The organism is Deinococcus misasensis DSM 22328 (assembly GCF_000745915.1).
GTDB classification, from domain to species: Bacteria; Deinococcota; Deinococci; order Deinococcales; family Deinococcaceae; genus Deinococcus_C; species Deinococcus_C misasensis.
The window spans coordinates 1-18,735 of the sequence record NZ_JQKG01000011.1 but is presented as its reverse complement, the minus strand read 5'-3'; the positions used below and the strand labels follow the sequence as shown (position 1 = coordinate 18,735).

The following is an 18,735-nucleotide window of genomic DNA, read 5'->3' as shown; positions in this document are numbered from 1 at the left end:
TCATGACCACCGGTTTGGACTCTGCTTCAAATGCACAGGGCATTTTGGATCTGGCCCGCAGGTTCATGGGCTCGAATTATTCCGAAGCACAAAAAATGGCCTTGCAAGCGGCCAAAATTGCGCTTGAAGCAAACCTGCAAGACCTGTATGCCAGTGCCATGCTGGTGGCTGGCATGGCCTCTTACCAGCTTTCAGACCTGAGCAACGCCGAGAAATACCTGATTCAGGCCCTGAACCGCTTCACCATCAACCACAACACCCAGGACCAGATCGAAGCCCTGATCGCCATGGGCAAAGTGTATCGGGATCAGGGCAAATACGATTATGCCAACGGCATGTTCAGCCACGGCCTGAACATGGCCCGAGAGTCTGGTCATTTTACAGCTGAAGCAGACTGCCTGAATGGACTTGCCAGTTTGTATGCCATTCAGGGCGACCAGATCAAAGCCATTGAAGCTCTGGAAACCGCTTTGCCGCTGCGTGAAAAGCTGGACACCCCCACCAAAGTGGTGAATTTGCTGTCCAATCTCGGGGCCTTACACACCCAGATTGGACAGTATTTTGAAGCCCTTTCTTACCTGACCCGTGCCCACCAACTGCTGGCCGAAACCGACCATGACCCCCGCACACAGGGGGTCTGCCTGATTTCCATCGGGGTGCTTTACCAGCAACTGGGTGACCATGAAGATGCCCTGCGTTATTTCAAAGATGCCCTGAACATCGGCGTGGGGGCCAACATCCCCGCTTTGCATGCCACGGCTCTGGTCAATCTGGGTGAAACCCTGAGAATCAAAGGGAACATCCGTGAAGCCATGGATCACCTTGAACGGGCCCATCGGCTGAGCACCCGCCTGAACCTGACCTCCAACATCATCTCTGCCCTCAACAATCTGGGGCACATCTACAACTGGCAGGGAAACCACAAAAAGGCCCAGACCACCTACTATGATGCGCTGGCTCTGGCACGACAGTCTTCGGACAAAGAGTCAGAACTGGATGCCCTGATTGGCTTGGGCAAGCAGTATCTGGCCTTCCGGAAACTGAACGAAGCCCACGGGTATTTCATGCAGGCCCTGACCCTCGCAGAAAACAGTGGCCGCATGAAAGCCATGGCCAGCGTGCACGAATGCCTCTCGGGTTGTTTTGAGCAAATGGGCAACCCCAGAGCCGCTCTGGAACACTTCAAAACCTTTCACAGGATCGATCAGGAATTGAAGAACGAAGAAGGGGAACGGCGTTCACGTTATTTAAAGATGCGTTTTGAACTGGAACGCACCGAACAACGTGCCGAAATGTACCGCCTCCAGAACGAAACCAACGAACTGGCCCGCAAAGCCGCAGAGGCTCTGGTGTTTGAGCGCACCCAAGAGCTGGAACAGTCCCAGGTGGAAATCGTCACCCGTCTGGCCATTGCAGCAGAGTCCAGAGACGATGTGACCGGAGCCCACACCTGGCGCGTGGGTCGCAATGCCGCCATGCTTGCTCAGGAGATTGGCCTTCCCAGAGAAGAAGTGGAAATCATCCGTCTGGCTGCCAGATTGCACGATGTGGGCAAAATTGGCATCCCGGACAGCATCCTGATGAAGCATGGTGTCCTGACCCCAGAGGAATACGACCAGATGAAGACCCACACGGTGATTGGTGGGCGCATCCTCTCAGGGGGGAAATCCAGACTGCTGCAACTGGCACAGGAAATTGCCATTTCGCACCATGAACGCTGGGATGGACGGGGCTATCCTTTTGGCCTGATGGGTGAAATGATCCCCCTCTCTGGCCGGATTGTGGCTGTGGCCGATGTGTTTGATGCCCTCACCCACCGCAGGCCCTACAAACAGGCGTGGAGCCTGAAAAATGCTCTGGAGGAACTGTCCAGACACAGCGGAGCCCACTTCGATCCCCGCATCGTTGAAGCCGCCTTGAGGGTCTTCAACAACCTGAAAATCGTGACCGAAGACGCCCCAGAGATCTGAGTCAAACCTGCTCAGGCTGGGTTTCAGGCACCTGAAGGGCCTCGACGTGAATTTCACCGTAAGGGGTTTCCTGGGTGAGTTCCACCTCGCCAAGCCGGACCGATTCCAAGAGGGCTGCAAAGTAAACGGTTTTTTCACCCCAGTCTTTGGTGACAATAGCACCAAAGAAAAAGGTCTGGATGTTCTTCACAAAAGCCAGAATGGCCTTGCGTGCGTCTTCAAGGGTCAGGCGGTCTTTGACCATGTGTGCAGCCTGCACCTCTCGCACGGCGCTTTTGGCGGCGGCCAGAAGCTGGGTGAGCACCATCCGCTCTCTGGGTTTCTTGCGCTCATAAGGCAGATCAAGGCCTCTGGCGGGAATGATCTGGCTTCTTCCTTTGCGTTTTTCAGAAAGAAAACGCACCAGAGCGTCCAACTCTTGCAAAGCCTGCACACTGTTGATCACATCGGAAGGCATGTCGTCGAAGTCTTCGGTGAAGTCTTCAGGTTCATCTCTGGGGATTTTGGGCAACAGCAACGAGGTCTTCAGGGCAATGACCGCAGCCAGTTGAGGCAAAGCTTCGCTTGCCAACTCTGCATCCATGGCCCTGAGGGCATAGAAGCGGCCCAGAACCGCTTCGGTGATGGTGGTGAGGGGAACACCCCCGGGCTCAAGGCGATGCTGCTTCAGAGCTTGCAAAAGCTCTGGAAGGCTGCCAGAAAACCCGGGGAAGTCCAGGGTGAGGGGTTCCATCAAAATCAGGGGTTCAGGAGGCCCAGAGCATCCCGCACTTCTTGCATGGTTTGCTGGGCGATGGTTCTGGCTTCTCTGGCCCCTTCATGCAGGGCATCTTTGACCACATCGGGGGTGCTGTAAAGCTCCTGTGCTTTTTGCTGGATGGGCACAAGGGTGCGCTCCACGCCTTTCATCAGGGTCTTTTTGCAGTCGATGCATCCGATGCCAGCAGTGCTGCATCCCACTTCAACCATCTGGATGGTGTCCAGATCGCTGAACAGTTTGTGGTAATCAAAAATCAGGCAAACATGGGGGTTGCCCGGATCGGTGCGGCGCACACGGGCAGGATCGGTGGGGGCCACCCGCAGTTTCTGCCAGATGGATTCGATGTCTTCCAGCACACCGATGGTGTTGCCTTTGGACTTGGACATTTTGCCCTGTCCATCCACGCCGGGCACCCGCAAAGCATCCTTGTTGTGGACCGCCAGAGGCTCTGGGAACAGTTCACCAAAGCGGCCATTGAACCGGCGGGCAATTTCTCGGGTCAGTTCGATGTGCTGGACCTGATCTTCGCCCACAGGCACCGTGTTGGCTTTGTACAGCAGGATGTCTGCGGCCATCAGGGTGGGGTACATCAAGAGACCGGCCAGAACGCTGTGCTGGCTGGACTTGTCTTTGAACTGGGTCATGCGTTCCAGATCCCCGAGGGGGGTCTGGGTGGAGAAAATCCAGCCCAATTCGGTGTGCTCTCGCACGTCGCTCTGGGCGAACAGGATCACTTTGTTGGGGTCCAGACCCGCAGCCATGTTGACGAGGGCAGCGTCAAAGGTGCGTTTTCTGAGCAGTTCAGGTTCGTGGGGGATGGTGATGGCGTGGTAATCCACAATGCAGTAAATGGAATTCTTGCCGAGTTCCTCACCAAGCTTGACGTAATTGAGGATGGCTCCGAAGTAATTCCCGATGTGGATTTCACCGGTGGGTTGAATGCCAGAGAAAACTCGCTTCACGCCCATCAGTATACCTGTGGACAGGGTTTTTCTGTACCCTGCACCCACCATGAAGTCCGTACATTTGGAAGGCAAGACCGCAGCCTGTGAATTCTCAAGTGGATTTGCAGTGCTGACCTTAGAAATTCACTGACAAACCTCAGGCAAAAACGTTAAGATACCCCAAAAAGGAGGACAACATGAACCGCAAAATACGGGTTTTGATCGCCAAACCCGGCATGGATGGACATGACCGTGGGGCCAAAATTGTGGCACGGGCGCTCAGGGACGCTGGAATGGAAGTGGTGTACACCGGCCTCAGGCAAACCCCAGAGATGATCGTGGCCACCGCACTGCAAGAAGATGTGGATGCCATTGGACTTTCTGTGCTCTCCGGAGCCCACATGCATTTTTTCAGGGAAGTGCATCAATTGCTTGCAGAAAAACAGGCCACCGACATCCTGCTTTTTGGTGGAGGCATCATTCCCGATCAGGACCTGCCTGCTCTGGCCGAGCTGGGGGTTTCCAGAGTCTTCACGCCGGGCAGCAGTCTGGATGAACCTGTGGTCTGGCTCAATGAGGCGGTTCAGGCAAGGTGGGCCGCACAGGAACCCCTGTGAGCTCCAGAGACACCATCTGGGGCACCCACAAGGAGGCCATCGAAGAACGCCTGAAGGCTTTCCACCCGGACCTCGAAAAATACATTGCCAGCTTTGCCTATGAAACAGTGTATGACCGTCCGGGTCTGGACCTGAAAACCAAAGAATTGCTTGCCATCGTGATGCTGGTGTCTCTGGGCAACCCTCAGGAATTGAAAACGCACTTCAGGGGTGTGGTGGCCGCTGGAGGCACATTGCAAGACATCGAAGAAGCCTTGTTGTTTGCCATCCCTTATCTGGGTTTTCCAAGGGTGATTGGGGCTTTTGAAGTGCTGCGCAGCATGAAAGGGTTTGCATCTTCAGAACCTTGAAAGCCAGAAAACCAACAAAAAACCATGGGCATCAGACCCATGGTTTTTCTGTGCAAAACATTCAAATCAGAAGTAGTAGCTGAGGCCCACACGCAGACCAAAACCGCTCAGGTTGTTCCATTTGCCTTCGGCAAACACATCAAAAGCATCGGTGACCGGGTAAGCCAGACCGCCCACACCACCAAACAGGAAACTGGCGCCTCCGTTGCTGAAACCCATGCCCAGAGAGGGACCAAAGTACAGGTTGACGTCATCGGTGACATACAGGTTGGGCAGCACATCAGCCTGCACAGCAAAACCTTTGGTGGTGATGTCGCCAATCAGACGGGCATCCACGCTCAGGTCGTCAAAAGCCACCAGACCTTTGGCGGTCAGGCCAACACTGCCACCCAGAGTGGGGGCATGGAAAGCGACGTTTGCAGAGAAGTCCTGGGCGTGGGCAACGCTGAGCAGAAGACCGGCCCCGAGAATGAGAGTGGTTTTTTTCATGTGTTTTGCCTCCACGACCATTCTACATAGACCTCGGATGATGTCCAGACCGAAATTCAGCTGATCTTCAGTTTTGACTCTGACTTTTGCCCATCAAATCCTGAGGGCCTGCAAAGAAAAAGGCCTTCTCGCACGAGAAAGCCTCCAAGATGTCGTGGCTTTTCAGAACCCCTAAAGCTCTCCAGTCCAGATCAGCACGTCTCTGCCTCTTTTCCTGAATCCCAGATCCTGATACACCTGCTGGGTGCTCAGGCTGGGTTCCAGATCTGGCTGGGTCAGCAGGTACAGGGCGATCACATCTCCCCTGCGGCGGCATTCTGCCACCACAGCTTCCAGGAGTTTGTGGTACACCTCGGGATGGTCTGACAGGGTGTGCAGTTCCTCGATGGTGGCCCGCCAACCCAGACGGGCAGGTCTGGCCTGATAGGTGACATGCACAAAACCCCTCACCTGATCGTCTTGAGCAATGTACACACTGCTGTCGTCATCGGTGAGGGTTTGAAACCAGAGTTCTTCCAGCAGCTCGGGATTCCGGGTGGCCGGAGCCCCTTCCCAACCGAGACAAAGCTCGGTCAGGATCTGGCTGTCTTTGCGGTTGGCAAGTCGGATGTGCATGGGCATCCCTTACAGGTGGACCAGAATGCGGCCACAAGAAGGGCACTTCACGGCAGGGATTTTTTTGGCTTTGGCCTGCTGCTGGATGGTGACGGGCAACTGCACATTGCAACCGGTGCACCGGCTGTTCTGGATGGCCACCACCGCCAGACCCTTGCGGGCTTTGCGGATCATCTCGTATTCCTTGACCTGACGGATGTCGATGGTCTTGAGGAGTTCCGTGCGCTTGGCCATTTTGGTGTCGTGTTCATCGCGCAGGGCCTGAATGCGGTTCTCATCCATGGCTTCCAGTTCGGTGAGGCGTGGGTTCAGGCGGTCTTCCTGTTCCTCCAGGCTGTTCCACTCTGCGGTCAGTTCCTCTGCACGGGCATAGAGAGGCGCGAGGATTTCTTCCAGATCGGTCACCCGATCTGACAACTGTTGAATTTGGTTCTCGTACTGAACCTGGGTGCGCGCATCGAAGGCATTTTTGCTTTGCTCTTCTCTGGCTTTGCCGAGCTTCTGGCGGTAGTCTTCCAGTTCGAGTTCATTCCTCTGGATTTCCTTGCGGGTCTCACGCTGACGGTTCCGGCAACCTTCTTGTTTCTCTTGAAGGTCTTCCTGTTCACTGCGTGCACTGGCAAGGTCACCCGGAATGCGCGTCTCGTCGCTCTTTAAACGATCCAGCTCCAGGTCCATCTGTTGAATGACGTAGAGCGTTTCCAGCATCGAAGAAGCATTCATCTCTTTTACTTTACACCGTGAAGGCCGCCAGAGTGCCAGAGAAACATGGGAAATTCCGCACATCTTCCCCAATTCAACCAGAGTTCAGTCCTTCTGGGGTTGTCCGCTGGCCATCTCATCCACACCAATTTTGGGACAAAAACCTTTCATCAGGCACCCAGGGCAGTTGGGCTTTCGGGCAAAACACACCCTTCTGCCATGCAGAATCAACGAATGGTGCAGAAAGATCCATTCTTTTTTGGGAAACACCTGCATGAGGTCTTTTTCCACCTTGTCTGGATTCATCTCCTCTGAAAGCCCGAGGCGTCTGGAAAGCCGACCCACATGGGTGTCTACAGCAATCGCAGGCATGCCATAGATGTTGGAGAGCACCACATTTGCTGTCTTGCGCCCCGCACCGGGCAAGGCCAGAATGGCATCAAAGTCGTTGGGCACCTCGCCATTGTGCCTTTCCACCAGAAGCTGGGAAAGCCGCACCACATTTCTGGCCTTGTTGTGGTGCAAATTGACGTTCATCATGTGGCTTTCCACTTCTTCTGTGGAGGCTCTGGCCATGCTGAAAGCATCTGGAAACACCTGAAACAGTTTCTCTGTGGCCACATTGACGCTCTTGTCGGTGGCCTGTGCCGACATCACCACAGCCACCAGCAGTTGGAATGGACTGCCGTACTCCAGTTCGGTTTTGGCATCTGGATAAAGGGTTTTCATGGCTTTGAGCACTTTTTTGGCCCGTGTTTTGCGGATGGCAAGCAGGTCAGGGTCAACCATATGCCAAGATCATACCGAAAGCCCGAGGTCAGAATGCCAGCAAAAAATGCAAACCGTTCGCTCTGAACCTCAACAAAAAACCCCTGCTGTTGAGCAGGGGCAAAATCAATCAGGAATCAGGGTGAGCTCAAGGGGTCATGCCCGGCTGACCAGACGTCGGAAAAATGCGCCAAATCCGGGCCTGGGTTTGGGGGCTGCCAGCTCAGGGGCTGGAGCTTGCTCGGCAACAGGCTCTGGCTCTGGAGGCAACTCTGGAGACACCCACACCCCACCGAAGCGTTTGATGGCGTATTTTGCGTTGCGGATGTCTGCTTCTGGTGAGTGGGCTTCAAGTGGATTGACCAGGCTTTGCAGCATGGCCTGCAGTGAAACATCTGCGCATTCCCACTTGCCAGAGTGGTAAGTGGCTTCATGACCAAATAAACGGATCGTAGCGGGCATAACCTTCCCCCTTTGACGGTGCATTCCTGATTGGGTGAACGCAGTGTACTATACCTGCGGTAAACCACTCAAGGGCGGATCGTCCCGGGTCTCTGCACATGAACCATGCCACACAATGAAAAACCGCCCGAATTGGGCGATTTGTTGGGGATTTCCCTGAGGACAGGAGCGGGAAACGGTGTACTTTCTGTGGTTGTTTACTCGTAAACCAGAATGCCAGCGTCGGTGAGTCGGTCTCGCACCTGATCGCTGCCTTCCCCCACCACACGGATCACAAAACGGCGCCTCTGGAACTGGCTGCCCGAGGTGGCCACCGAAATGATGTTGGAGGGCTTGATGGCCTCAATGGCACGGTTCAGACTGCCCGGCACATCAGGCACATCAATGGTGATGCGCTCTCCTCCTTCTTGCAAGCCCATAATCTGCGTGAAAGCCCGCAACACATCGGTGATGGTGATCATGCCCACCAGATTGCCTTCCTTGTCCAGCACAGGCATGCCACCAATTTTGTGTTCCTGCAAACGCAAGGCGGCATCTTCCATGAATTCATGGTCAAAAGCCGTGACCACCGGAGAAGCCATCACTTCATCCACCGTCAATTTGGACAGCAGGTAGTTCAATTCCCACACCGAGAGCGTGGTGGCTTTGGATGGCATGGCATCTTTGAGGTCTTTATCTGTGACCATCCCAATCAGGGCCCCATCTTTGACAATGGGCAAACGTCGGAAATGGTGGGCCCCCAAAAGTTTCAGGGCTTCCAGCACAGGGGTATCTGGCGAAATGACAGTCGGGTTCGGAGTCATCCAGTCACGTACGAGCATAAAATGCGCCTCCTTCAGCTTGTCCTGTATAACACAATCATGAAAGATGAAGGCAGGGGGAAGCAAGTACATTTACACTTCATGTTCCTCAAACAGCCGTAAAGTATGCTCCAGAACATGAAAGGTTCTCAACTGCTTGCTGTCACGGCCATTGCTGGTCTCGCCCTCATGGGGTCCACATTCAAAGCGCAAAATGCACCCACCAAAGTGGGTCTGGTGGATGTCGATGCTGTCTTCGCATCTCACCCCAAATACAAAGATCTGTCTGAACTCGGAGACAAAGCCAACGCCGAAATGGAGCAGCTCAGAACCACACTGAAAATCAATGATCTGGCTGCCAAAGCACAAGCTGCCAATGCTTCTGCCAAGGACAAACAGGATTTCGAAACCGCCAAGAAAACCTATGATGCGGCTGGGGCAAAATGGCAGAAGCAAATCACTGCACTGCAAGAGCCTGTTGACACCGATGTCAACCGTGCCATCGCCAATGTGGCCAAAGCACAGGGTTTCAGTGTGATCCTGAACCGTGGATCTGCTGCCAAATCCGGTCTGGTGATCTATGCCGATGAACAGGCCACCAACCTCACTTCTGATGTGATGAAAGCCCTCAAGTAACCATGAAAAAATCCCTTCTCACACTGACCCTGCTGCTGGCAGGCTCGGGTCTGGCTGCTTCTGCCACCAAAATCGGCTTCATCGATGTGGAGAAGATCAAGGCCCAGCATCCTTCCAACAAAACCATCACCCAGTTGGAGAAGGAAGCCAGCAGTGCCCTTGACCCCATCCGCAAAAAAATTACCGATCTGCAAAAGACCGTAGGCTCCAGCAAGCCCACTGCAGCCCAGGAAAAGCAATACAAGGACCTGCAAACCCAGTACAACAACACCTTTGAGAAGTACCAGAAGCAGCTCAAACCGAAACTGGACGCCATGGCCAAGAGCATTGACACCGCTGTACAAAAAGTGGCAAAAGCCCAGGGTTTCCAGATTGTGATGAGCAAAAATGTGGCTGCTTCTTCTGGACTGGTGGTCTACGCCGAGGAGAAATCCACCGACCTGACCGCAGCGGTCATCAAAGCCCTCAAATAAACCTCCCAACCCACAACCGGGTTTCCCAGAGGATGTTCTTTGCAAGAGCATCCTCTGTTTTTTGTTCTTCAGGGTGCCATAATGGGCAGCAGCATGAATGGAACAGATCCCCTTGTCCCTCTGGACTACCTGAACATCAACCTTGCACTGGTCAACACCGGCCTGTTTCTGATCCTGTTCGTCTGGAGTGTTTTCCTTTTTCAAAAGCCCCGGGTTTCCAGAGCTTTTCTGGTGTCCAGTCTGGTCATGTACCTGTTCACTGGAGTTGCAGTGCTGCTGCACTTCTACACTGTGGCCTCTGGTCACCAGATTCCTTCTGGGCGCTCTGGCGGGCATTTGCGTTATGTGATCTGCCAGTTGCTGACCGTGGTTGCAGCCCACCTGCTCGGTGCAGGAAAACTCACCGATCCCAAAGTGGGTTCCCGCTTCATGTGGTTGATCATGCTGTTCGGTCTGGGTGTGGCTTTTGAAACCGCTCGGGTGTATGTGGTTCAGTTGCTGTGAAAGACCTTGAACGGCTCTTGCAAGACATGCTTGGTCCAGAGGTCAAACTTCTGGAATCCAGCACCTTTTCCAGTGGCATGGCGTTTCCCATCCACAATGTCACATGGGAGCAGCATGGCGTCCAAACGCAGGGGGTGCTGAAAAGGTATCCTCCTGGCTTTGAGGAACATTTTTTTCGGGAAAGCTGGGCATTGGGGCATTTGAACGAACTTGGTGTTGCCGTTCCAGATTTGTTGGGAGCATTTCAAGACAACTCTGGTTCAAGTGTCTTGATGGAGCTGATCGAAGGCCGTCCCATCATGGAGGTCTTGTCAGGATCAGACCAAACACTCTGGTTGGAGCGGTTTGTGAAGCAGTTGATTCAAATTCACCAGATTGAAGCGAAGCAAACACCACAGAGCATCCTTCTTTCTGAAAGCGCTTTCGAAAGTCTGATTTCCCGGTTTGACCGTCCTTTTCAAAAAGAACATCAGCAAACCTTTGATTGGCTGCGGAAGCAAGATGTGCAAAGCGTCACTCGGGTTCTGCTTCATCAGGACTACCACCCCTGGAACGTGCTGCTGACCCCTGAAAACCAGTTGGTGGTGCTGGATTGGGATTGGAGCACTGGAGATCCCCGTCAGGATGTGGCATGGACCCGCTTGATTCTGCAAAAATCCCAGCAACCAGAGCTGTGTGAAGCCTTCACAGCACAGTATGGTCAGCAAAACCCAGAGTCCACAGACCATCTGGAGGTGTTTGATGTGCTGGCCCACCTCAGGTGGCTTCAGTTGCTGGAGCAACCCTCTGCAAAGTCAAAAAGCACCCCTGAAATTCAGCGCTGGATTGAACAATTGAAACAGGAAAGTTTTCAGAGGATTCTAGAGATCTCTGGCATTCCCATGGCCAAAAACAAACCCCCCTCACCGGAGTGAAGGGGGCTTTTCTCAGAAGAAGTTATTTCAGGTAGGTCAGGCCTGCACGGTCCACCACTTTGCCGGGGGCAGGGGTCAGACTGGTGCTGAGCACGTACACCCTGAGGTTGCCTTTGCCCGCAGCATTGGCCGTGAGGGTGCCGTTGGTGACGGTTTTCACGTCACCAGTGACCGCATCGGTGTAGGTGCCGTTGGGAATGCCAGTGAAGGTGGCATCGCCGGACACTGCAACCAGAGCAAAACTGTCCACACTGCTGCTGGTGAAGCGGCGTTTGAAGGCCATGGCTGTTCCCGAAACCCCATCCAGGCTGTACTGTCCTTTTTGCAGTGCAGGGACCGCACGGCGAATCAGGTTCAACTGGCGGATGTGCTGTGCCAGAGGGTATTCCAGGGTGGTGGCAATGTTGCCCGTGGCACCGCTGTATTTGCCAAAGTTGCTGACGCTGATGGCACCTGTGATGCGGTCTCCGAAGTACGCACGTCCGGTCTGTGCGAGGGGTTTGTTGGGGCCCACGTCGATGACCATTCCTTTCTGGAACTCCACTTCAGAACCGTAGTACAGGGTGGGAATGCCACGGAAGGTGAACATCAGGCTGAGGTTCTCGGCCCACACGTCCTGCCCGAGGGAGAAACGCTGGTTCTCTGGAGCACCGTCTGGAGCGTAATCGTGGCTGTCCACATAGGTGACGTTCCAGGTGGCATCGGCGTAGTACTGGTCTCCCCCAACGGCCACACCAAAGGCGTCTCTGGCATTGGCGAAGTTCCAGTGCATGGGGAAGTCAATCACATCCAGACCACTGCGCAAGCTGTTGTTCACCGCTCTGTAAGCGTTTCCGTTGAGCAGGTGGTTGGTGCTGGTGGGCTGGGTGGCCACATTGGTGTTCTCATTCCAGTGCTGCAAGACAGCGGCTTCGTTCACTGTGCGGTCGGTGCTGCTCCAAGGGTAGGCTTTGCTTTCTGCCCAAGTGTAGAAGGGGGTGGAAATGGCCGGAATGCCACTGTTCCAGACCTGACGGTAACGGGTCGCCACCTCACCAAACATGTAGAAATTGGATCCGCCTCTGGCTTTGAACGCAGGATTGAACACTTTATTGAAAGTGAGTCTGGAGATGTGTTTGACGGTGTCCACGCGGAAAGCATCCACACCCATGTCGATGTAACGGTTGTACGCATCGATCAGGTAGTTGTAGGTGGTGGGGTTTTCGGTGTTCAGGTCCACTGCGTCCCCAGCGATTTGTCCGGTCTGGACGGTGTAGCTTTCCCAAGACAGGGACTTCTCATGGTGGTATTTGAAGGTGGTGTCCTTGGTGTCTTCCTTCATGGCAGCAATCCGTGCCTGATACTGTGCAGCAGGCGTCAGCGTGCTGTAGTTGGAAGGCAAAAGTCCAGCAGGAGCAATGTTCAGCAAGTTGGCAGCCGTGTCTGCTTTGGTGGGGTCTTTCTTGAAGAGGGGGTACAGGTTCTCTTCACCAAAGTTGCCTGTGTGGTTGAACACCACGTCCTGAATGATCTTCATGCCCCGTTTGTGCACTTCGTCAATCAGGGTCTGGTAACTGATGCCCTGAGACAGGTAGCGGGGGTCCACTTCCTTGAAGTTGCTGGCATGGTAGCCGTGGTAGTCGTAACCCGAGATGTTCTTGACCACTGGCGTGATCCAGATCGCCGAGAAACCCAGAGCCTTGATGTAATCCAGCTTCTCGATCAGGCCTTTGAAGTCCCCTCTCCAGCAAGGATCACCGACATTGCCTGCCACCGAATCGTCCCAGCAGGCGGTGTTGTTGGTGGTGTCTCCGTCGTAGAAACGGGTGGTCATCACGAAATAGATGGACTCTTCACGGAAATCGGTTCTCGGGGCTTGCTGCAGCGGCACGCCACTGGTGGTGACACCTGTGGATTCCGTTCCGGAAGCATTCACGGCAACCACTTTGAAATTGTAGGTTTGACCCGCAGTCAGGCCACTGGCAGTATAGCTTGTTGCATTTTTGGCCAGAGGGGTGCTGGTCACCAGGGTGTAATTGGTTTCGGTGCTGAGTTTGCGGTACACCCGATAACCTGTCACCTGACAGTCGGTGGATGCCGTCCAGCTCAAGGCAAAGCTGTTGGGTCCCGCAGAGCCTGTCAGACCGGAGGGGTTGCCCACAGGTCCAGTGGCGCACACGGTGGGCGTCCCATTGACGAGAACGCCAGAGGATTCAGCACTGCCATCGGTGCTGGCAATTTTGAAGTTGTAGGTGGTGCCTCCGGTCAGCCCTGTGGCGGTGTATGAAGTTGCGGTGGCAGGCAAGGTGGCGGCAAGGGTGTAAGTGGTCTGGGCACTGGTTTTCTGGTACACCCTCACATTGGTGAGGCGGCAGTCGTTGGGTGCCGTCCAGCTCAGGGCCACCTGTCCGGTTCCACCCACGGCTGCAAGGGAAGCAGGATTGGTCAATGCGCCTGAAGGGATGGTCGGGGCAGCCACCCAGCTCATGGTATTGCCGTCATACCAGCCATCTGCTGTGCGGTTGGTCAGGTCCGGAGTCTTGACCCCCGTGTTGGCCGGATCCACAAACAATGCATTGACATTGGTGGCTCCAGAGAAGGTCTGACGGTACCAGCCGCAACCAATGGCAGTGGTGGGTACACCTGGCCAGGTGGTGTTGGCAATCGCAGGACTGGCCGTGACACTCCAGTAATGCACATTGACATTGCTCCAACTGCTGGGTTTTTTGAAATTCAGGGTGATGCCACTCGGGGGAGCAACGGGGGTTCCAGAGGCAGTGGCTCCCGTGGATTCTGTGCCTGCACTGTTGATGGCCACCACTTTGTAATTGTAGGTGGTGCCGTTGGTGAGGGCTGTGGCCGTGAAGGTGTTGGCGGTTTTGGCCAGAGGGGTGGTGGTGAGCAAAGTGTAGGTGGTCTGGGCACTGGTTTTCTGGTACACCCTGTAGCCCGTCACCTGACAGTCGCTGGAGGGGGTCCAGGTCAGTCTGATTTGCTTGTCACCAGCAGTGCTGGTGAGAGCGGTGGGATTGCCCACTGTGGTGGTGTTGGAGCAGACCCCAGAGGTGTCACTCCAGGCACTGGTGGCTGGATCGTACCAGCCTTCTTTCACCACACGAAACAGGTCACCGGTTTTGTTGGCCGTGTTGTTGCCATCCACAAACACCAAGTTGGCCGATGATGCATTGGCGAAGGTGTATTTGAACCAGCCATTGCCTTCGTCCACCATGGCAACACCGGGCCAAGTGGTGTTGGCAATCACAGGTTGGGCTGCCACATTCCAGAAGTGAATGTTGGCTTTGCCCCAGGCGGTGGGTTTCTTGAAATGCACAGTCAGACCAGCACCTGCCACGTCAGGGTTGGTTTCGTACCAGGTGGTTCCATTGAACCAGCCATCCCGGTTGCGGGAAAGGTCCACGGTCTTCTGGGTGGTGTTGCTGGCATTCACAAACAGCAAGTTGCTGGATGTGGCATTGGGAAGCGTGTAAGTGACCCAGCCACCAGAAGCCGCAGTGGTTGCCACACCAGGCCAGGTGGTTGCAGCCAGTGCAGGAGAAGCCACCGTGTTCCAGTAGTGGATGTTGGCGGTTCCCCAGGTGGTTGGCTTTTTGAAATAGACTTGCAATCCACCTGCCGCAGCAGGCTGAACTTGCTCTACAGGAGCGGGGACTTGACTTCCACAAGAACTGACCATCAGTGCGAGGGTCAGCAACCCTCCCATCATGCGCTTTGAAACCATGTTTTCCCTTTCAGCCGTTCTGCTGGTTCAGACGGCCACAGCGAGCCTGTCACCTCGGACAGGTGTTTGCCATTTGTGATTTGGTATGAATTGATTAAATACCTGCACCAGAACGAAGTCAAGCATCAAATGGAAAGGCTTCCATATATCCAATGTTTTATCATTATTCTCATGATGTTTCTGAAAACCTTTGTGTAAGTTAATTTTTTTATGTCTTGCATTTGTGGTGAAACCACCCGAACCCCTCCTTGTTTTTCACTGTTGTACAGAGCATGAAGTGGAGTTGTTTTGATGCTGGTACAGGCTTTATGAAATCGAAATCATCTATCACAATGGCTTAAACCGTCCTCGCACACTTCATCAAAAATGCCTGATTGGATTAAGATTGGATTAACATTTTGTAACGTTTTTACACAACAGAAACTTTGTAGCCTGGAAAAACGAATTTTGACAGATGGATTGCCTCTGAAAAACCAGACTTTCATCTGGTCCTCAGCTTTTCACCAAAAGCTCCAAAGCCCAGCCCCAGAACCTCTTGCGTCCAGCACGAGTCTTTCAAAAGACATTCCATGAAAAACAGAATGAAACTTTGAAAGGATTTCTGAATGATTCCATTTCTTTCGGAAAACCGCATCATGCAACGTCCTTTGCACCACGTTCATGAAAAACCACATTCATTGTTCTACACGACGAAACCACCAAATCCCTCTGCAATTTTGATGGTTTGAGCAAACGCTCTCTTGACAACGCTTTCAAATCGTGATTCACTAGATGCACACCAACTGAACCAATCCTGAAGCAAGTTCCTTAGGGAGGACCTGTGCGCGAAACTGTGACCTTAAATCATGTTGCCCGAGAAGCTGGAGTTTCCCCCAGCACTGTCTCGCGGGTGATCAACGGTACCGCTCAAGTGGCTCCCGAGAAACACAAAGCTGTTCTGGAAGCCATCCAGCGACTTGGATACAGCCCAAATGTTCTCGCCAAAGGACTGGCACAGGGAAAGTCCCTCAGCATTGGTGTGGTGACCCAGGAAATCTCCAGTCCTTTTTATGGAGAAATCCTGAAAGGCATCGAGCAGGGTCTGGATGGCAGCCCTTACCACCCCATCTTTGCGAGTGGGCACTGGCGTGCAGACCGTGAGAAAGAAGCCCTGCGTGTTTTGAGTGGCAGACGTGTGGATGCCATGATCGTGCTGGACGGGCTTGTCCCCGAGAGGGAATTGGCTTTGCTGGCCAAATCCATGCCCATCATCGTGATTGGCCGTCGCATCAAAGGCATGGAACGGCACTGTCTGGACATCGATCACACCCTGGGCGCTTATGTGGGGACCCGGCACCTGATCGAACTCGGGCACACCCGCATTGCCCACATCTCTGGTCCCCTCCACAACAAAGCTGCCCACGACCGCTACCAGGGCTATAAAAAAGCCATTCAGGAAGCCGGTTTGCAGCTGGATCTGGATCTGGTGGTTGAAGGCAACTTCACCGAACAATCCGGCGTGCTGGCCATGGATGCCCTCTTCAGCAAAACCCGCAATTTCACGGCCATCATTGGTGCCAACGACCAGATGACCTTCGGGGCCAAACTGGCCCTGTACCGCAGAGGAATTCGCGTTCCCCACGACATTTCCTTGGTTGGCTTTGATGATCTTCCCGGTTGCTCTTACATGACGCCCCCCCTCACCACCGTGCGCTTTCCGACCCTTGAATTTGGTCGTGAAGCTGCCCGAGTGATCTTGCTCATGCTGGAAAATCGCCCTTACACCCTGCACAATTTCCAAGCCCAGCTGATTGTTCGTGAATCCACGGCGCTTTTGCGCTGACATTCAGGATCTTTCACGGAGGTTGTTTGGTCCATGACATAAAAGCCCCTGAAAGCGGTTTCAACTGGTCAAACGTTTGCTCTTCAAGTCGTTTCAAATACTTCAGAGGAATGAAGTGGAGGAAAATATGAAAAAAGCTCTTGGTCTGCTCGCTGTTCTCGCCCTTGGTAGTGTCGCCTTTGCCAAAGAAACCCTCACCATCACCTGCTTCACCAACCTCAACGAGTCCGTTGAAGCCGCCATTCCCCTGTGGAAAAAAGCCAACCCCGACGTGGACATCAAAGTCAACGCCCTCAACTACGGCGACCACCACAACGGATTGACCACCGCCCTTGCCTCTGGCAACGGTGCCGGTGACGTGGCCTGCGTGGAAATCGGCTTCGTGGCCCGTTTCGGTGAGTCTGGCGGTCTGGAAGACCTGTCCAAAGCCCCCTACAACGCCAAACAGTACCAAAACCAGGTGACTGCTTACGCTTGGGCACAAGCCACCAACCCCGACGGCAACATGTTCGTGCTGCCTGTGGACATTGCTCCTGGTACCCTGTTCTACCGTTCTGACATCCTCTCCAAAGCAGGCGTCAGCACCGGTGCCCTGACCAAGAGCTGGGACAGCTTCATCGACGCTGGTAAGAAAATCAAAGACAAAACCGGCGCTTACCTGCTCCACAACGCGGGCTTCATTGCCCAGACCTACATCCGTGCCAACATCCCCGCTGGCGAGAACCTCTACTTCGACGCCAAAGGCAACCCTGTCCTGAACAGCGCCCGCTTCGTGCAGGCCCTGACCCTTGCCAAAAAAGCCCGCGATCTGAAACTGGACATGAACATCGGTGAGTGGAGCCCCGAGTGGACCGACGCCCTGAACAAAGGCAAAGTCGCCACCCAACCCTTTGGTGCATGGTTCGAAGGCACCATGCGCGGCATGGTTCCCGACACCGCTGGCAAATGGCGCGCTGCTGACCTGCCCGGCAAGAACTACGCCACCTGGGGCGGCAGCTTCATGGCCATCCCCAAACAGAGCAAAAACAAAGCCCTCGCCTGGGAATTCATCAAGTTCTTCGCCCTCAACAAAGATGTGCAGCTGAACTCCTTCAAAACCATCAGCGCCCTGCCCTCCCTGAAAGCCGCTCAGAAAGACCCCATCTTCAGCCAACCCGTGGCCTTCCTGGGCAACCAGAAAGCCCGCCCCATGTGGGTGAATGCCGCCAACAAAACCAAAGCCATCGATGCCAACAAGTTTGACCAAGTGGCCAGCGATGCTCTGGGTGCAGCCATCAACAAAGTGCTGAACGATGGTGCCGACATCAAGGCCGCTCTGGACGAAGCCCAGACCGCCGTTGAACGTCGCGTCAAGCGCGGAAACTGATCTAAATCCGAATGAGCTCCCTCCCAGAAGCCTCCCTTGGGAGGCTTCTGGGAAAACGCTTAGAAGCTGTCGGAGCGCAACCCCATCACAGCGTTCCCCTTCCGGACAGTTCTGGACAGGCTTTCGTGTAAGGAGTTTTATGACCACCACCACCAAAACAAACGTAGAACACAAGAAATGGAGCTGGAGCAAATTCAACCTTGCCGCAGCACCCTATGTTTTCGCCAGTCCCTTTTTTATCTCCTTCGCCATTTTCGGCCTCCTCCCCATCGTTTTCTCCCTCATGCTTGCCTTCGGACAGTGGGACTCCGCCTCCAGCATCACCAGCTTCAAATGGGTCGGACTCAGCAACTTCCAGTTCATCTTCACCGAACCCGAGTTCTTCAAATCCATCTACAACACCTTCTGGATCGCCATCGTCTCTGGCCTCCCACAGCACTTCGTTGCCATCCCCCTCGCTTACGTCCTGCACACCCAGGTCAAACGCCTCAAGCACTTCTACACCGCTGCTTTTCTCGTCCCTTACATCACCTCCACCGTCGCCATCTCCCTGGTGATCACCGTGCTGTTCAGTGAGCGCAGCGGAGCCATCAACCAGTTCCTGCTCTACCTCAACCAGTTCCCCCTCTTCGACTGGCTCATCCCTGACAAAACCGGCGAAAACTACATCAAGTGGCTCTACGAAAAGGAATACACCAAACCTCTGGTCTGCCTCCTGGTGTTCTGGCGTTACTTCGGTTACAACATGATCCTGTACATGGCTGGACTGCAAACCATCTCCTCTGACGTCTACGAAGCCGCCGAGGTCGATGGGGCCAGCAAATG

General features: G+C 54.3%; 19 protein-coding genes. 10 read left to right on the top strand and 9 right to left on the bottom strand.

Translation table 11 applies throughout. The annotated features are described in order from the left end of the window. Window positions 1-2 precede the first annotated feature (2 nt). Window positions 3-1,970: a tetratricopeptide repeat protein gene (locus Q371_RS08705; protein WP_051963815.1), complete on the top strand. Its 1,968-nt coding sequence runs from the start codon at window positions 3-5 to the stop codon at window positions 1,968-1,970. A 1-nt stretch (window position 1,971) separates the two neighbouring features. Here the strand turns inward: Q371_RS08705 and Q371_RS08700 are convergent, their stop codons facing one another. Both Q371_RS08700 and trpS read right to left on the bottom strand, forming a co-directional pair. Further along, entirely contained in the window at window positions 1,972-2,703 is a 732-nt protein-coding gene (locus Q371_RS08700) for a segregation and condensation protein A (protein WP_034339283.1), read from the bottom strand. A gap of 5 nt (window positions 2,704-2,708) precedes the next feature. Then, window positions 2,709-3,692 carry a tryptophan--tRNA ligase gene (gene trpS / locus Q371_RS08695; RefSeq protein WP_034339282.1) on the bottom strand — a complete coding sequence of 328 codons (984 nt, stop codon included), beginning with the start codon at window positions 3,690-3,692 and terminating at the stop codon, window positions 2,709-2,711. A 179-nt stretch (window positions 3,693-3,871) separates the two neighbouring features. Between trpS and Q371_RS08690 the strand changes: the two genes are divergently transcribed. Then, window positions 3,872-4,291 (top strand): cobalamin B12-binding domain-containing protein, encoded by a 420-nt coding sequence (locus Q371_RS08690; RefSeq protein WP_034339076.1) that lies wholly within the window; start codon window positions 3,872-3,874, stop codon window positions 4,289-4,291. Next, window positions 4,288-4,641 (top strand): carboxymuconolactone decarboxylase family protein, encoded by a 354-nt coding sequence (locus Q371_RS08685; protein WP_051963813.1) that lies wholly within the window; start codon window positions 4,288-4,290, stop codon window positions 4,639-4,641. The genes Q371_RS08690 and Q371_RS08685 overlap by 4 nt, the downstream gene beginning before the upstream one ends. Before the next feature lie 66 nt (window positions 4,642-4,707). On the opposite strand, the gene Q371_RS08680 is transcribed toward Q371_RS08685, so the two are convergent. From Q371_RS08680 to Q371_RS08655, 6 genes are all read right to left on the bottom strand, one after another. Continuing rightward, window positions 4,708-5,130: a hypothetical protein gene (locus tag Q371_RS08680; RefSeq protein ID WP_157442602.1), complete on the bottom strand. Its 423-nt coding sequence runs from the start codon at window positions 5,128-5,130 to the stop codon at window positions 4,708-4,710. Between the two features lie 171 nt (window positions 5,131-5,301). Beyond that, a complete protein-coding gene (locus Q371_RS08675; protein WP_034339069.1) occupies window positions 5,302-5,745 on the bottom strand; it encodes a GNAT family N-acetyltransferase in 444 nt (147 codons plus the stop codon). 9 nt (window positions 5,746-5,754) lie between these two features. Then, entirely contained in the window at window positions 5,755-6,468 is a 714-nt protein-coding gene (locus Q371_RS08670; protein WP_034339066.1) for a zinc ribbon domain-containing protein, read from the bottom strand. Between the two features lie 84 nt (window positions 6,469-6,552). After that, complete coding sequence (gene nth, locus Q371_RS08665) at window positions 6,553-7,236, bottom strand: endonuclease III (protein WP_034339062.1); 684 nt, start codon at window positions 7,234-7,236, stop codon at window positions 6,553-6,555. A 135-nt stretch (window positions 7,237-7,371) separates the two neighbouring features. Next, on the bottom strand, window positions 7,372-7,677 hold the full coding sequence (locus Q371_RS08660; protein ID WP_051963810.1) for a hypothetical protein: 306 nt from the start codon (window positions 7,675-7,677) through the stop codon (window positions 7,372-7,374). Between the two features lie 197 nt (window positions 7,678-7,874). Continuing rightward, window positions 7,875-8,498 (bottom strand): CBS domain-containing protein, encoded by a 624-nt coding sequence (locus Q371_RS08655; RefSeq protein ID WP_034339059.1) that lies wholly within the window; start codon window positions 8,496-8,498, stop codon window positions 7,875-7,877. Between the two features lie 117 nt (window positions 8,499-8,615). Here Q371_RS08655 and Q371_RS08650 point away from each other — a divergent pair, with 117 nt between their 5' ends. The 4 genes from Q371_RS08650 (at window position 8,616) to Q371_RS08635 (ending at window position 11,004) form a co-directional block, all read left to right on the top strand. Next, the gene (locus tag Q371_RS08650) at window positions 8,616-9,113 is read left to right on the top strand and encodes an OmpH/Skp family outer membrane protein (protein WP_034339280.1); all 498 of its coding nucleotides are present in this window, start codon (window positions 8,616-8,618) and stop codon (window positions 9,111-9,113) included. A 2-nt stretch (window positions 9,114-9,115) separates the two neighbouring features. Continuing rightward, window positions 9,116-9,586: an OmpH/Skp family outer membrane protein gene (locus Q371_RS08645; RefSeq protein WP_034339056.1), complete on the top strand. Its 471-nt coding sequence runs from the start codon at window positions 9,116-9,118 to the stop codon at window positions 9,584-9,586. A gap of 93 nt (window positions 9,587-9,679) precedes the next feature. Beyond that, window positions 9,680-10,090: a hypothetical protein gene (locus Q371_RS08640; RefSeq protein WP_157442601.1), complete on the top strand. Its 411-nt coding sequence runs from the start codon at window positions 9,680-9,682 to the stop codon at window positions 10,088-10,090. After that, window positions 10,087-11,004, top strand: coding sequence for a phosphotransferase family protein (locus Q371_RS08635; RefSeq protein WP_034339050.1), 918 nt, complete (start codon window positions 10,087-10,089; stop codon window positions 11,002-11,004). Before Q371_RS08640 ends, Q371_RS08635 begins: the two co-directional genes overlap by 4 nt. 22 nt (window positions 11,005-11,026) lie before the next feature. Here Q371_RS08635 and Q371_RS08630 read toward each other — a convergent pair whose 3' ends face one another. Further along, on the bottom strand, window positions 11,027-14,722 hold the full coding sequence (locus Q371_RS08630) for a starch-binding protein (RefSeq protein WP_084571341.1): 3,696 nt from the start codon (window positions 14,720-14,722) through the stop codon (window positions 11,027-11,029). 820 nt (window positions 14,723-15,542) lie between these two features. On the opposite strand from Q371_RS08630, the gene Q371_RS08625 reads away from it, so the two are divergent. The 3 genes from Q371_RS08625 to Q371_RS08615 form a co-directional block, all read left to right on the top strand. After that, complete coding sequence (locus Q371_RS08625; RefSeq protein WP_034339047.1) at window positions 15,543-16,544, top strand: LacI family DNA-binding transcriptional regulator; 1,002 nt, start codon at window positions 15,543-15,545, stop codon at window positions 16,542-16,544. 127 nt (window positions 16,545-16,671) lie between these two features. Further along, complete coding sequence (locus tag Q371_RS08620) at window positions 16,672-17,910, top strand: extracellular solute-binding protein (RefSeq protein ID WP_034339044.1); 1,239 nt, start codon at window positions 16,672-16,674, stop codon at window positions 17,908-17,910. Window positions 17,911-18,049: 139 nt separating this feature from the next. Beyond that, on the top strand, window positions 18,050-18,735 hold a 686-nt coding region (locus tag Q371_RS08615), incomplete at its 3' end, for a carbohydrate ABC transporter permease (protein ID WP_034339041.1).